At 70.6% G+C, this 12,169-nt stretch carries 11 protein-coding genes; all 11 read left to right on the plus strand.

The genetic code is table 11. The annotated features are described in order from the left end of the window. Nucleotides 1–5 precede the first annotated feature (5 nt). From ACFQ8C_RS05075 to nuoL, 11 genes are read left to right on the plus strand one after another with little or no spacing between them, the layout of a single operon-like run. Nucleotides 6–560, plus strand: coding sequence for an NADH-quinone oxidoreductase subunit B family protein (locus ACFQ8C_RS05075; protein ID WP_363192716.1), 555 nt, complete (start codon nucleotides 6–8; stop codon nucleotides 558–560). Next, entirely contained in the window at nucleotides 557–1,288 is a 732-nt protein-coding gene (locus tag ACFQ8C_RS05080) for an NADH-quinone oxidoreductase subunit C (protein WP_383452380.1), read from the plus strand. The genes ACFQ8C_RS05075 and ACFQ8C_RS05080 overlap by 4 nt, the downstream gene beginning before the upstream one ends. Continuing rightward, nucleotides 1,285–2,604, plus strand: coding sequence for an NADH-quinone oxidoreductase subunit D (locus ACFQ8C_RS05085; RefSeq protein ID WP_383452381.1), 1,320 nt, complete (start codon nucleotides 1,285–1,287; stop codon nucleotides 2,602–2,604). The genes ACFQ8C_RS05080 and ACFQ8C_RS05085 overlap by 4 nt, the downstream gene beginning before the upstream one ends. Next, nucleotides 2,601–3,344: an NADH-quinone oxidoreductase subunit NuoE gene (nuoE, locus tag ACFQ8C_RS05090; protein WP_383452383.1), complete on the plus strand. Its 744-nt coding sequence runs from the start codon at nucleotides 2,601–2,603 to the stop codon at nucleotides 3,342–3,344. The genes ACFQ8C_RS05085 and nuoE overlap by 4 nt, the downstream gene beginning before the upstream one ends. Beyond that, nucleotides 3,344–4,693, plus strand: coding sequence for an NADH-quinone oxidoreductase subunit NuoF (nuoF, locus tag ACFQ8C_RS05095; RefSeq protein ID WP_383452500.1), 1,350 nt, complete (start codon nucleotides 3,344–3,346; stop codon nucleotides 4,691–4,693). Before nuoE ends, nuoF begins: the two co-directional genes overlap by 1 nt. Next, entirely contained in the window at nucleotides 4,690–7,170 is a 2,481-nt protein-coding gene (locus ACFQ8C_RS05100; protein ID WP_383452385.1) for an NADH-quinone oxidoreductase subunit G, read from the plus strand. Before nuoF ends, ACFQ8C_RS05100 begins: the two co-directional genes overlap by 4 nt. Further along, the gene (nuoH, locus tag ACFQ8C_RS05105; RefSeq protein ID WP_383452387.1) at nucleotides 7,167–8,525 is read left to right on the plus strand and encodes an NADH-quinone oxidoreductase subunit NuoH; all 1,359 of its coding nucleotides are present in this window, start codon (nucleotides 7,167–7,169) and stop codon (nucleotides 8,523–8,525) included. The genes ACFQ8C_RS05100 and nuoH overlap by 4 nt, the downstream gene beginning before the upstream one ends. Then, nucleotides 8,482–9,135 carry an NADH-quinone oxidoreductase subunit NuoI gene (nuoI, locus tag ACFQ8C_RS05110; RefSeq protein WP_383452501.1) on the plus strand — a complete coding sequence of 218 codons (654 nt, stop codon included), beginning with the start codon at nucleotides 8,482–8,484 and terminating at the stop codon, nucleotides 9,133–9,135. The genes nuoH and nuoI overlap by 44 nt, the downstream gene beginning before the upstream one ends. Beyond that, complete coding sequence (locus tag ACFQ8C_RS05115) at nucleotides 9,132–9,968, plus strand: NADH-quinone oxidoreductase subunit J (protein ID WP_383452388.1); 837 nt, start codon at nucleotides 9,132–9,134, stop codon at nucleotides 9,966–9,968. The genes nuoI and ACFQ8C_RS05115 overlap by 4 nt, the downstream gene beginning before the upstream one ends. Beyond that, nucleotides 9,965–10,264, plus strand: coding sequence for an NADH-quinone oxidoreductase subunit NuoK (nuoK, locus tag ACFQ8C_RS05120; protein WP_043227770.1), 300 nt, complete (start codon nucleotides 9,965–9,967; stop codon nucleotides 10,262–10,264). Before ACFQ8C_RS05115 ends, nuoK begins: the two co-directional genes overlap by 4 nt. 11 nt (nucleotides 10,265–10,275) lie before the next feature. Then, the gene (gene nuoL / locus ACFQ8C_RS05125; RefSeq protein ID WP_383452390.1) at nucleotides 10,276–12,168 is read left to right on the plus strand and encodes an NADH-quinone oxidoreductase subunit L; all 1,893 of its coding nucleotides are present in this window, start codon (nucleotides 10,276–10,278) and stop codon (nucleotides 12,166–12,168) included. Nucleotide 12,169: the final 1 nt, after the last annotated feature.

Consider the following 12,169-nt stretch of genomic DNA (forward strand, 5'->3'; position numbering starts at 1 on the left):
CACCCATGGGACTCGAAGAGAAGCTGCCCAGCGGTTTCGTGCTGACCACCGTCGAGCAGGCCGCGGGCTGGGTCCGGAAGTCATCCGTCTTCCCCGCGACCTTCGGCCTCGCCTGCTGCGCCATCGAGATGATGACGACCGGCGCCGGCCGCTACGACCTCGCCCGCTTCGGCATGGAGGTCTTCCGCGGCTCCCCGCGCCAGGCCGACCTCATGATCGTCGCCGGCCGGGTCAGCCAGAAGATGGCGCCCGTCCTGCGGCAGGTCTACGACCAGATGCCCAACCCCAAGTGGGTCATCTCCATGGGCGTCTGCGCCTCGTCGGGCGGCATGTTCAACAACTACGCGATCGTGCAGGGCGTCGACCACATCGTGCCGGTCGACATCTACCTGCCCGGCTGCCCGCCGCGCCCGGAGATGCTGATGGACGCGATCCTCAAGCTCCACCAGAAGATCCAGAGCTCCAAGCTCGGCGTAAACGCCGAGGAGGCGGCCCGCGAGGCGGAGGAGGCGGCGCTCAAGGCGCTGCCGACCATCGAGATGAAGGGTCTGCTCCGTTGAGCGACGAAACCCCGAACCCCGAGAAGGAGCTGTCCGAGCAGAACCTGCCCGGACAGCGCGGAGAGCACGGGGAGGAGGTACGGCTCCAGCGCGGCATGTTCGGCGCGAACAACGGCGGCGACACCTCCGGCTACGGCGGCCTCGTCCGCTCGATCCGCCTCCCCGGCCCCGCCGTCCGCCCCTACGGCGGCTGGTTCGACGAGGTCGCCGACGAGCTCGAAGGCGCCCTGGAGGAGCAGGGGCTCGTCCCCGAGAACGCCATCGAGAAGACGGTCGTCGACCGGGGCGAGCTCACCTTCCACATCGAGCGCGAGCACCTCGTCCGGGTCGCCCGCACCCTGCGCGACGACCCGGCGCTCCGCTTCGAGCTCTGTACCGGCGTCTCCGGCGTCCACTACCCGGGCGACAAGGGGCGCGAGCTGCACGCCGTCTACCACCTGCGCTCGCTCACCCACGGCCGGCTGATCCGGCTGGAGGTCTCGGCCCCCGACCACGACCCGCGGATCCCCTCGCTGACGGACGTCTACCCGACGAACGACTGGCACGAGCGGGAGACGTACGACTTCTTCGGGATCGTCTTCGAAGGCCACCAGGCCCTCACCCGGATCATGATGCCGGACGACTGGCAGGGCCACCCGCAGCGCAAGGACTATCCGCTCGGCGGCATCGCCGTCGAGTACAAGGGCGCCCAGATCCCGGCTCCGGACCAGCGGAGGTCGTACTCGTGAACACCGCATCCAGCCCCCGCGAGACCACCGAGGGGACCGTCTACACGGTCACCGGAGGCGACTGGGACGAGGTCGTCCAGTCCGCGGCCAAGGCCGACGACGAGCGGATCGTCGTCAACATGGGCCCCCAGCACCCGTCCACCCACGGCGTGCTCCGGCTCATCCTGGAGATCGACGGCGAGACCGTCACCGAGGCCCGCTGCGGCATCGGCTACCTCCACACCGGCATCGAGAAGAACCTCGAGTACCGGACCTGGACGCAGGGCACCACCTTCGTCACGCGCATGGACTACCTCACCTCGTTCTACAACGAGACGGCGTACTGCCTCGGCGTGGAGAAGCTGCTCGGCATCACCGACGACGTCCCCGACCGGGCCAGCGTCATCCGGGTCCTCCTCATGGAGCTCAACCGGCTCTCCTCGCACCTGGTGTGCATCGCCACCGGCGGCATGGAGCTCGGCGCCACCACGATCATGATCTACGGCTTCCGGGACCGCGAGATGATCCTGGACCTGTACGAGCTGATCACCGGCCTGCGCATGAACCACGCCTACATCCGGCCCGGCGGCCTCGCCCAGGACCTCCCGCCCGGCGGCGTCGACGCCGTGCGCGAGTTCGTGAAGACCATGAAGAAGAACCTGCCGGAGTACGACAAGCTCGCCACCGGCAACCCCATCTTCAAGGCCCGCATGCAGGACGTCGGCTACCTCGACCTCACCGGCTGCATGGCCCTCGGCGCCACCGGACCGATCCTCCGGTCGGCGGGCCTCCCGCACGACCTGCGGAAGACCGACCCGTACTGCGGCTACGAGAACTACGACTTCGAGGTCCCCACCGCCGACAGCTGCGACTCCTACGGGCGCTTCCTCGTCCGGCTGGAGGAGATGCGCCAGTCGCTGCGGATCGTCGAGCAGTGCCTCGACCGGCTGGAGCCCGGCCCGGTCATGGTCGGCGACAAGAAGATCGCCTGGCCCGCGCAGCTCGCCCTCGGCCCCGACGGCCTCGGCAACTCCCTCGACCACATCAAGCAGATCATGGGCACCTCCATGGAGGCCCTGATCCACCACTTCAAGCTGGTCACCGAGGGCTTCCGGGTCCCCGCCGGGCAGGCGTACGCGGCCGTCGAGTCCCCCAAGGGCGAGCTCGGCGTGCACGTCGTCTCCGACGGCGGAACCCGCCCCTTCCGGGTCCACTTCCGCGACCCGTCCTTCACCAACCTCCAGGCCATGGCCGCGATGTGCGAGGGCGGCCAGGTCGCCGACGTCATCGTCGCCGTCGCCTCCATCGACCCCGTGATGGGAGGCGTCGACCGATGACGGAGAACGTCAGCCTCGGGATGCCCCAGCTTCCCGCCCCCGCCTACCCGGACGACGTCCGGACCCGGCTGGAGGAGGACGCCAGGGCGATCATCGACCGCTACCCCGGCTCCCGCTCCGCGCTCCTGCCGATGCTGCACCTCGTGCAGTCGGAGGAGGGCCACGTGACCCGTACCGGCATGGCCTTCTGCGCCGACATGCTCGGCCTGACCACCGCCGAGGTCACCGCGGTCGCCACCTTCTACACGATGTACCGCCGCAAGCCGTCCGGCGACTACCAGGTCGGCGTCTGCACGAACACGCTCTGCGCGGTCATGGGCGGCGACGCCATCTTCGAGGAGCTCCAGGAGCACCTCGGCGTCGGCAACAACGGCACCACCGACGACGGCAAGATCACGCTTGAGCACATCGAGTGCAACGCGGCCTGCGACTTCGCCCCCGTCGTGATGGTGAACTGGGAGTTCTTCGACAACCAGACCCCCGAGTCGGCCAAGAAGATGGTCGACGACCTCCGCGAGGGCCGCACCGTCGAACCCACCCGCGGCGCCCCCCTGTGCACCTTCAAGGAGACCGCCCGGATCCTCGCCGGCTTCCCCGACGAGCGCCCCGGCGCCGTCGCGGCCACCGGCGGCGCAGGCCCCGCCTCCCTCGTCGGCCTCCGACTGGCCAAGGGCGAGACCCCGCAGCAGACCAGGATCGTCCACCCGCGCGGCGAGGCAGCCGGTCAGGAGGGAGCGTGATGACGTTGGCCGCCGAGATCAACTCCAGCAGCCCCGAGAAGCTGCTCTCCCCGGTGCTCTCCGCCTTCTGGGACCAGCCCGACTCCTGGACCCTGGAGACGTACGAGCGCCACGAGGGCTACCAGGGCCTCAGGCGCGCGCTCGCCATGAGCCCCGACGACCTCATCGCCTACGTGAAGGAGTCCGGCCTCCGCGGACGCGGCGGCGCCGGCTTCCCCACCGGCATGAAGTGGCAGTTCATCCCGCAGGGCGACGGCAAGCCGCACTACCTCGTCGTCAACGCCGACGAGTCCGAGCCCGGCACCTGCAAGGACATCCCCCTCCTCTTCGCCAACCCGCACTCCCTCATCGAGGGCATCGTGATCGCCTGCTACGCGATCCGCTCCAGCCACGCCTTCATCTACCTGCGCGGCGAGGTCGTCCCCGTCCTGCGCCGCCTCCACGAGGCGGTACGGGAGGCCTACCGGGCCGGCTACCTCGGCGAGAACGTCCTCGGCAGCGGGCTCGACGTCGAACTCACCGTGCACGCCGGCGCCGGCGCGTACATCTGCGGCGAGGAGACCGCCCTCCTGGACTCCCTCGAAGGCCGCCGCGGCCAGCCCCGGCTGCGGCCGCCCTTCCCCGCGGTCGCCGGCCTCTACGCCTGCCCCACCGTGGTGAACAACGTCGAGTCCATCGCCTCCGTTCCCGCGATCCTCCACCGCGGCAAGGAGTGGTTCACCTCGATGGGCAGCGAGAAGTCCCCGGGCTTCACGCTCTACTCGCTCAGCGGGCACGTCACCTCGCCCGGCCAGTACGAGGCCCCCCTCGGCATCACCCTGCGCCAGCTCCTCGACATGAGCGGCGGGATGCGCCCCGGGCACCGGCTCAAGTTCTGGACCCCCGGCGGCTCCTCCACCCCGATGTTCACCGACGAGCACCTCGACGTGCCGCTCGACTACGAGGGCGTCGGCGCCGCCGGCTCCATGCTCGGCACCAAGGCCCTCCAGTGCTTCGACGAGACCACCTGCGTGGTCCGCGCCGTCACCCGCTGGACCGAGTTCTACGCCCACGAGTCCTGCGGCAAGTGCACCCCCTGCCGCGAGGGCACCTACTGGCTCGTCCAGCTGCTCCGCGACATCGAGGCCGGCAAGGGCGTCATGTCGGACCTCGACAAGCTCAACGACATCGCCGACAACATCAACGGCAAGTCGTTCTGCGCCCTCGGCGACGGCGCCGCCTCGCCGATCTTCTCCTCGCTCAAGTACTTCCGCGAGGAGTACGAGCAGCACATCACGGGCAAGGGCTGCCCCTTCGACCCGGCCAAGTCGACCGCCTGGGCGGACAACCACAAGGAGGTGACGGCATGACGGTCACCACGGCCGGCCCGTCCGGCGGCGGAAGCCCGGCGGTACCGCCCGAGGATCTGGTCACGCTGACCATCGACGGCGCCGAGATCTCCGTCCCCAAGGGGACCCTGGTCATCCGCGCCGCCGAACAGCTCGGCATCGAGATCCCCCGCTTCTGCGACCACCCCCTCCTCGACCCCGCCGGCGCCTGCCGCCAGTGCATCGTCGAGGTCGAGGGCCAGCGCAAGCCGATGGCCTCCTGCACCATCACCTGCACCGACGGCATGGTGGTGAAGTCGCAGCTGACCTCGCCGGTCGCCGAGAAGGCGCAGCACGGCGTGATGGAGCTGCTGCTCATCAACCACCCGCTGGACTGCCCGGTCTGCGACAAGGGCGGCGAGTGCCCGCTGCAGAACCAGGCCATGTCCCACGGACAGGCCGAGTCCCGCTTCGAGGGCGTCAAGCGGACCTACGAGAAGCCGGTGCCGATCTCCACCCAGGTGCTGCTCGACCGCGAGCGCTGCGTCCTCTGCGCCCGTTGCACCCGCTTCTCCAACCAGGTCGCCGGCGACCCGATGATCGAACTCGTCGAGCGCGGCGCCCTCCAGCAGGTCGGCACCGGCGAGGGCGACCCCTTCGAGTCGTACTTCTCCGGCAACACCATCCAGATCTGCCCGGTCGGCGCCCTCACCTCGGCCGCCTACCGCTTCCGCTCCCGCCCCTTCGACCTGGTCTCCTCGCCCTCGGTCTGCGAGCACTGCGCCGGCGGCTGCGCCACCCGCACCGACCACCGGCGCGGCAAGGTCATGCGCCGCCTCGCGCAGAACGACCCCGCGGTGAACGAGGAGTGGGTCTGCGACAAGGGCCGGTTCGGCTTCCGGTACGCGCAGCAGCGCGACCGGCTGACCACCCCCCTGGTGCGGAACGCCGCCGGCGTCCTCGAACCGGCCTCCTGGCCCGAGGCGCTGGAGGCCGCCGCCCGCGGGCTCGTGCGCGGCCGCACCGGCGTCCTCGCCGGCGGCCGGCTCACCGTCGAGGACGCCTACGCCTACGCCAAGTTCGCCCGCGTCGCCCTCGACACCAACGACGTCGACTTCCGGGCCCGGGTCCACTCCGGCGAGGAGGCCGACTTCCTCGCCTCCACCGTCGCCGGACGCGGCCGCGACCTGGACGGCTCCGGGATCACGTACACGACCCTCGAAGCCGCGCCGGCCGTGCTGCTCGTCGGCCTGGAGTCCGAGGAGGAGGCCCCCGGCGTCTTCCTGCGGCTCCGCAAGGCCTGGCGCAAGCACGGGCAGAAGACGTACGCGGTCGCCACCCACGCCACCCGCGGCCTGGAGAAGGCCGGCGGCACCCTGCTGCCCGCCGCCCCCGGCACCGAGACCGAGTGGCTCGACGCCCTCACCTCCCGCGTGGGCCTGGACTCCGGCGGCTGGGCCGCCTCCGAGGCGCTGCGCCAGGAGGGCGCCGTCATCGCCGTCGGCGAGCGGCTCGCCGGCGTGCCCGGCGCGCTCACCGCCGCCCTGCGGGCCTCCGCCGCCACCGGCGCGCGGCTCGTGTGGATCCCGCGCCGGGCCGGCGAACGCGGCGCGATCGAGGCCGGCGCGCTGCCGAGCCTGCTGCCCGGCGGCCGGCCCGCGACCGACCCCCGCGCGCGGGAGGAGGTCGCCGCCGTCTGGGGCGTCCGCGAACTCCCGCACGGCTACGGCCGCGACACCGGCCAGATCGTCGAGGCGGCCGCCGCCGGCGAACTCGCCGGGCTCCTCGTCGGCGGCGTCGACGTCGACGACCTGCCCGACCCGGCACGCGCGCGTGAGGCCCTCGACGCGGCCTTCGTCGTCTCCCTGGAGCTGCGCCCCGGCGCGGTCACCGAGCGCGCCGACGTCGTCCTGCCGGTCGCCGCGGTCGCCGAGAAGCCCGGCACCTTCCTCAACTGGGAGGGCAGGGCGCGGATGTTCGAGGCCGCGCTCAAGCCCGAGCAGATGACCCGCCCGCTCGCCCCGGCCGACGCGCGCGTGCTCCACATGCTCGCCGACGCCATGGACGCCCACCTCGCCCTGCCCGACCTGAAGGCGGCCCGGCGCGAGCTGGACCGGCTGGGCCGCTGGACCGACGACCGGGCCTCCGAGCCCACCGCCCACGCCGTCCCGGCCCCCCGGCCGGGCGACGGCGAGGCCGTCCTCGCCGGCCACCGGCTGCTGCTCGACCTCGGGCGGCTCCAGGAGGGCGACACCGCCCTGGCCGGCACCCGCCACGCGGCGGTCGCCCGGCTCTCCGCCGACACCGCCGCCGACACCGGCGTCAAGGACGGCGACCTGCTGGAGGTCACCGGCCCCGCGGGCTCCGTCGCCTTCCCCCTCCAGGTCACCGCGATGCCCGACCGCGTCGTCTGGCTCCCGCTGAACTCGTCCGGCCACGGAGTCCTCTCCGACACCGGGGCCCGCCCCGGCGACCTGGTCCGCATCGGCCCGGCGGCCCCGAAGGAGGCGCAGGCGTGAACACGCTCCTCGCAGCGGAGGACCTCTCCCTGTTCGGGACGGACCCCTGGTGGCTCGTCCTGGTCAAGGCCGTCTTCTGCTTCGCGTTCCTGATGGTCACCGTGCTCTTCTCCATCGTGTGGGAGCGCAAGGTCGTCGCCTGGATGCAGCTGCGCATCGGCCCCAACCGGCACGGCCCCTGGGGCCTCCTCCAGTCCCTCGCGGACGGCATCAAGCTGATGCTGAAGGAGGACGTGATCGTCAAGCGGGCCGACAAGGTCGTCTACGTCCTGGCCCCGATCGTCGCCGCCATCCCCGCCTTCATGGCGATCGCCGTGATCCCCTTCGGCCCGGCCGGCAACGAGGTGTCGATCTTCGGCCAGCGCACCACGATGCAGCTCACCGACCTGCCGATCGCGATGCTCTACATCCTCGCGGTCGCCTCCGTCGGCATCTACGGCATCGTGCTGGCCGGCTGGTCGTCCGGCTCCACGTACCCGCTCCTCGGCGGCCTCCGCTCCTGCGCGCAGATGATCTCGTACGAGATCGCCATGGGCGCGGCCTTCGCCTCCGTCTTCCTCTACTCCGGCTCGATGTCGACCTCGGCGATCGTCGAGGCGCAGCAGGACCGCTGGTTCGTGGTCCTGCTGCCGGTGTCGTTCCTCATCTACATCGTGACGATGGTCGGCGAGACGAACCGCGCCCCCTTCGACATGCCGGAGTCCGAGGGCGACCTCGTCGGCGGCTTCAACACCGAGTACTCCTCGATCAAGTTCGCGATGTTCATGCTCGCCGAGTACGTGAACATGGTGACGGTCTCCGCGGTGTCGGTGACCCTCTTCCTGGGCGGCTGGCGGGCCCCGTACCCGGTCTCCACCTTCTGGGAGGGCGCCAACCACGGCTGGTGGCCGATGCTGTGGTTCGTCCTGAAGGTGCAGCTGCTGCTCTTCTTCTTCATCTGGCTCCGCGGCACCCTTCCCCGGGTCCGCTACGACCAGTTGATGAAGCTCGGCTGGAAGGTGCTCATCCCGGTCTCGGTGGTCTGGCTGATGCTGGTCGCCACCGTCCGGGCGCTGCGCAACGAGAACATCGCCTTCACCAACATCGTGCTGTACGTGGCCGGTGCCGTCCTCGTGGTGCTGCTGCTCTCCTTCGTCGCCGACCTCTTCCGCGACCGGAGGAAGGGGGAGCCGGCGGGCGAGGCCGAGCGGCCGGCCTTCGACCCGATGGCCGGCGGGTTCCCCGTACCGCCCAAGCCCGGAGAGTCCCTGCCGCCCGTGCCCCGGCGCAGGCCCCGACACCAGCGGGACCTCGTGGTCAGTGGTGGCCCCGATACCGCTACCGAGAGTGACGAAAGGGGGACGGATCGTGTCTGACTTCCAGAATCCGGTGGCCGGCTTCGGCGTGACCTTCAAGGCCATGTTCAAGAAGCGGCTGACCGAGCAGTACCCGGAGCAGAAGAAGACGACGGCACCCCGCTTCCACGGCCGGCACCAGCTCAACCGCCATCCGGACGGCCTGGAGAAGTGCGTCGGCTGTGAGCTGTGCGCCTGGGCCTGTCCCGCCGACGCCATCTACGTGGAGGGCGCGGACAACACGGACGAGGAGCGCTACTCGCCCGGCGAGCGGTACGGCCGCGTCTACCAGATCAACTACGCCCGCTGCATCCTGTGCGGGCTGTGCATCGAGGCGTGCCCCACGCGCGCGCTGACGATGACGAACGAGTTCGAACTGGCCGACTCCTCCCGCGAGAACCTGATCTACACCAAGGAGCAGCTGCTCGCGGGCCTCGACGACCGCATGGTCGACACCCCGCACGCGATCTTCCCCGGCATGACCGAGCAGGACTACTACCGGGGCCTGGTCGTCGAGGCCGCCCCCGGGACCGAGCGCCAGGCCGCCGTCTCCAGGGGCGAGGCGCCGCAGGAGGGCGCGTCGGCCTCCGGCGAGAACGAGCCCGCGTCGGGGAAGGCGGCCGGCCGATGAGCGCGCTCGCGGCCTACGCCACCTCCACCGGCGAGGCGTTCCAGTTCTGGGTGCTCGGCACCGTCGCCGTCATCGGCGCGCTGTGCACCATCCTCATGAGGAAGGCCGTGCACTCGGCCCTGTGCCTGGCCGGCACGATGATCGTCCTCGCGGTCTTCTACCTGGCCAACGGCGCGTACTTCCTCGGCATCGTGCAGATCGTCGTCTACACCGGCGCGATCATGATGCTCTTCCTCTTCGTCGTCATGCTGGTCGGCGTCACGGCCGCGGACTCGCTGAAGGAGACCATCAAGGGCCAGCGCTGGTGGGCCGCCGCCTGCGGCCTCGGCTTCGGCGTCCTGCTCTTCGCCGGGATCGGGAACGCGGCGCTGACCGAGTTCGCCGGCCTCGGCGCGGCCAACGCGGCGCACGGGGGGAACGTGGAGGGCCTGGCGGCCCTCATCTTCACCAAGTACGTCTTCGCCTTCGAGATCACCGGCGCCCTGCTGATCACCGCGTCCGTCGGCGCGATGCTCCTCACCCACCGGGAGCGCACCGAGCGGGCCAGGACCCAGCGCGAGCTGGCCGAGCAGCGCGTGCGCGACGGCAAGCACCTGCCGCCGCTGCCCGCCCCCGGCGTCTACGCCCGGCACAACGCGGTGGACATCGCGGGCCTGCTGCCCGACGGCACCCCGTCCGAGCTCACCGTCATCTCGACCCTGCGCAAGCGGGGTCAGGTGCGGGACGTGTCGACGGAGGCGCTCGCCGACCTCAAGGCCCTGGAGCAGCGCTCCTCGGAGCGGCTCGGACGCGACCGGGACGACACGCGTGACGGAGAGGAGGCCGCGCGGTGAACCCCGTCAACTACCTTTATCTCGCCGCCCTGTTGTTCACCATCGGTGCGGTCGGGGTGTTGATCCGGCGGAACGCGATCGTGGTCTTCATGTGCGTGGAGCTGATGCTCAACGCCTGCAACCTCGCGTTCGTCACCTTCTCCCGCATGCACGGCAACCTCGACGGCCAGATCATCGCCTTCTTCACGATGGTCGTGGCTGCCGCGGAGGTCGTCGTCGGGCTCGCGATCATCGTGTCCGTCTTCCGATCCCGCCACTCGGCCTCGGTCGACGACGCCAGCCTGATGAAGCTGTGAGGGGCTGAACCGTGGACAACCTGATTGCGCTGCTGATCGCGGCGCCCCTGCTCGGAGCGGCCGTCCTGCTGTGCGGCGGCCGCCGGCTCGACAAGACCGGGCACTGGCTCGGCACGCTCCTCGCGGCCGTCTCCTTCGTCATCGGTCTCGCGCTCTTCGCCGACATGCTCGGCAAGAGCGCCGAGGACCGGGCGATGTACCAGCACCTCTTCACCTGGATCCCCGTCGAGGGCTTCCAGGCGGACATCGCCTTCCAGCTCGACCAGCTGTCGATGACCTTCGTCCTGCTGATCACCGGCGTGGGCACGCTCATCCACGTCTACTCGATCGGGTACATGGAGCACGACGAGCGGCGCCGCCGCTTCTTCGGCTACCTGAACCTGTTCGTCGCGGCGATGCTGCTGCTGGTCCTCGCGGACAACTACCTGCTGCTGTACTTCGGCTGGGAGGGCGTCGGCCTCGCCTCGTACCTCCTGATCGGCTTCTGGCAGCACAAGCCGAGCGCGGCCACCGCCGCGAAGAAGGCCTTCCTGGTCAACCGCGTGGGCGACATGGGCCTGTCGATCGCGATCATGCTGATGTTCACCACCTTCGGCACCTTCGCCTTCGGCCCCGTGCTCGCCTCGGCCGGCGAGACCTCCGAGGGCAAGCTGACGGCGATCGGCCTGATGCTGCTCCTCGCGGCCTGCGGCAAGTCGGCCCAGGTGCCGCTCCAGTCCTGGCTCGGTGACGCGATGGAGGGCCCGACCCCGGTCTCGGCCCTCATCCACGCGGCCACCATGGTCACCGCCGGCGTCTACCTGATCGTCCGCTCCGCCGCCGTCTTCGACGCGGCGCCGGACGCGCAGCTCGTCGTCACCATCGTCGGCGCGGTCACGCTGCTCTTCGGCGCGATCGTCGGTTGCGCGAAGGACGACATCAAGAAGGCCCTCGCCGGGTCGACGATGTCGCAGATCGGCTACATGATCCTGGCGGCCGGCCTCGGTCCGATCGGCTACGTCTTCGCGATCATGCACCTGGTGACCCACGGCTTCTTCAAGGCCGGGCTGTTCCTCGGCGCCGGATCGGTCATGCACGGCATGAACGACGAGGTCGACATGAGGAAGTACGGCGGCCTCAGGAAGTACATGCCGGTCACCTTCGTCACCTTCGGCCTCGGCTACCTCGCCATCATCGGCTTCCCGGGCCTGTCCGGCTTCTTCTCCAAGGACAAGATCATCGAGGCGGCCTTCGCCAAGGGCGGCACCGAGGGCTGGATCCTCGGCGCGGTCACCCTGCTGGGCGCCGCCATCACCGCGTACTACATGACCCGCGTGATGCTGATGACCTTCTTCGGCGAGAAGCGCTGGCAGGACGACGCCGACGGCAACCCGCCGCACCCGCACGAGTCGCCGAAGTCGATGGTGATCCCGATGGTCCTGCTGGCCGTCGGCTCGGTCGCCGCAGGCGCCGTCTTCGAGTTCGCCGGCTTCGTCGAGTGGCTGGAGCCCGTCACCGGCTACGCCCACGGCCACCCGCCGATCAGCGCCGCCGCCGTCACCTCCGCCACCGTCGCCGTCATGGTGATCGGCGTCGGCCTCGCGTACCTCCAGTACGGGCGCCGCCCGGTGCCGGTGGTCGCCCCGCGCGGCTCGCTGCTCACCCGGGCCGCCCGCCGCGACCTGCTCCAGGACGACTTCAACCACGCCGTCTTCGTCACCGGCGGCACCCACCTGACCCGCTCGCTGGTCTACGTCGACCACTCCCTCGTGGACGGCGTGGTCAACGGCACGGCGGCGGGCGTCGGCGGGCTCTCCGGGCGGCTGCGCAAGCTCCAGAACGGCCACGTCCGCTCGTACGCGGTCTCCATGTTCGGCGGTACGGCGGTACTCATCGCCGCGACCCTGCTGATGAGGGCGGTGTAAC

This window comes from Streptomyces sp. NPDC056503 (assembly GCF_042794995.1).
GTDB lineage: Bacteria > Actinomycetota > Actinomycetes > Streptomycetales > Streptomycetaceae > Streptomyces.

What these genes read in the sequence shown, in the direction of transcription:
- ACFQ8C_RS05075 (WP_363192716.1), top strand. Translation starts at nt 6, where the DNA reads ATGGGACTCGAAGAGAAGCTGCCCAGCGGTTTCGTGCTGACCACCGTC.
- nuoE (WP_383452383.1), top strand. Translation starts at nt 2,601, where the DNA reads ATGACGGAGAACGTCAGCCTCGGGATGCCCCAGCTTCCCGCCCCCGCC.
- nuoF (WP_383452500.1), top strand. Translation starts at nt 3,344, where the DNA reads ATGACGTTGGCCGCCGAGATCAACTCCAGCAGCCCCGAGAAGCTGCTC.
- ACFQ8C_RS05100 (WP_383452385.1), top strand. Translation starts at nt 4,690, where the DNA reads ATGACGGTCACCACGGCCGGCCCGTCCGGCGGCGGAAGCCCGGCGGTA.
- ACFQ8C_RS05115 (WP_383452388.1), top strand. Translation starts at nt 9,132, where the DNA reads ATGAGCGCGCTCGCGGCCTACGCCACCTCCACCGGCGAGGCGTTCCAG.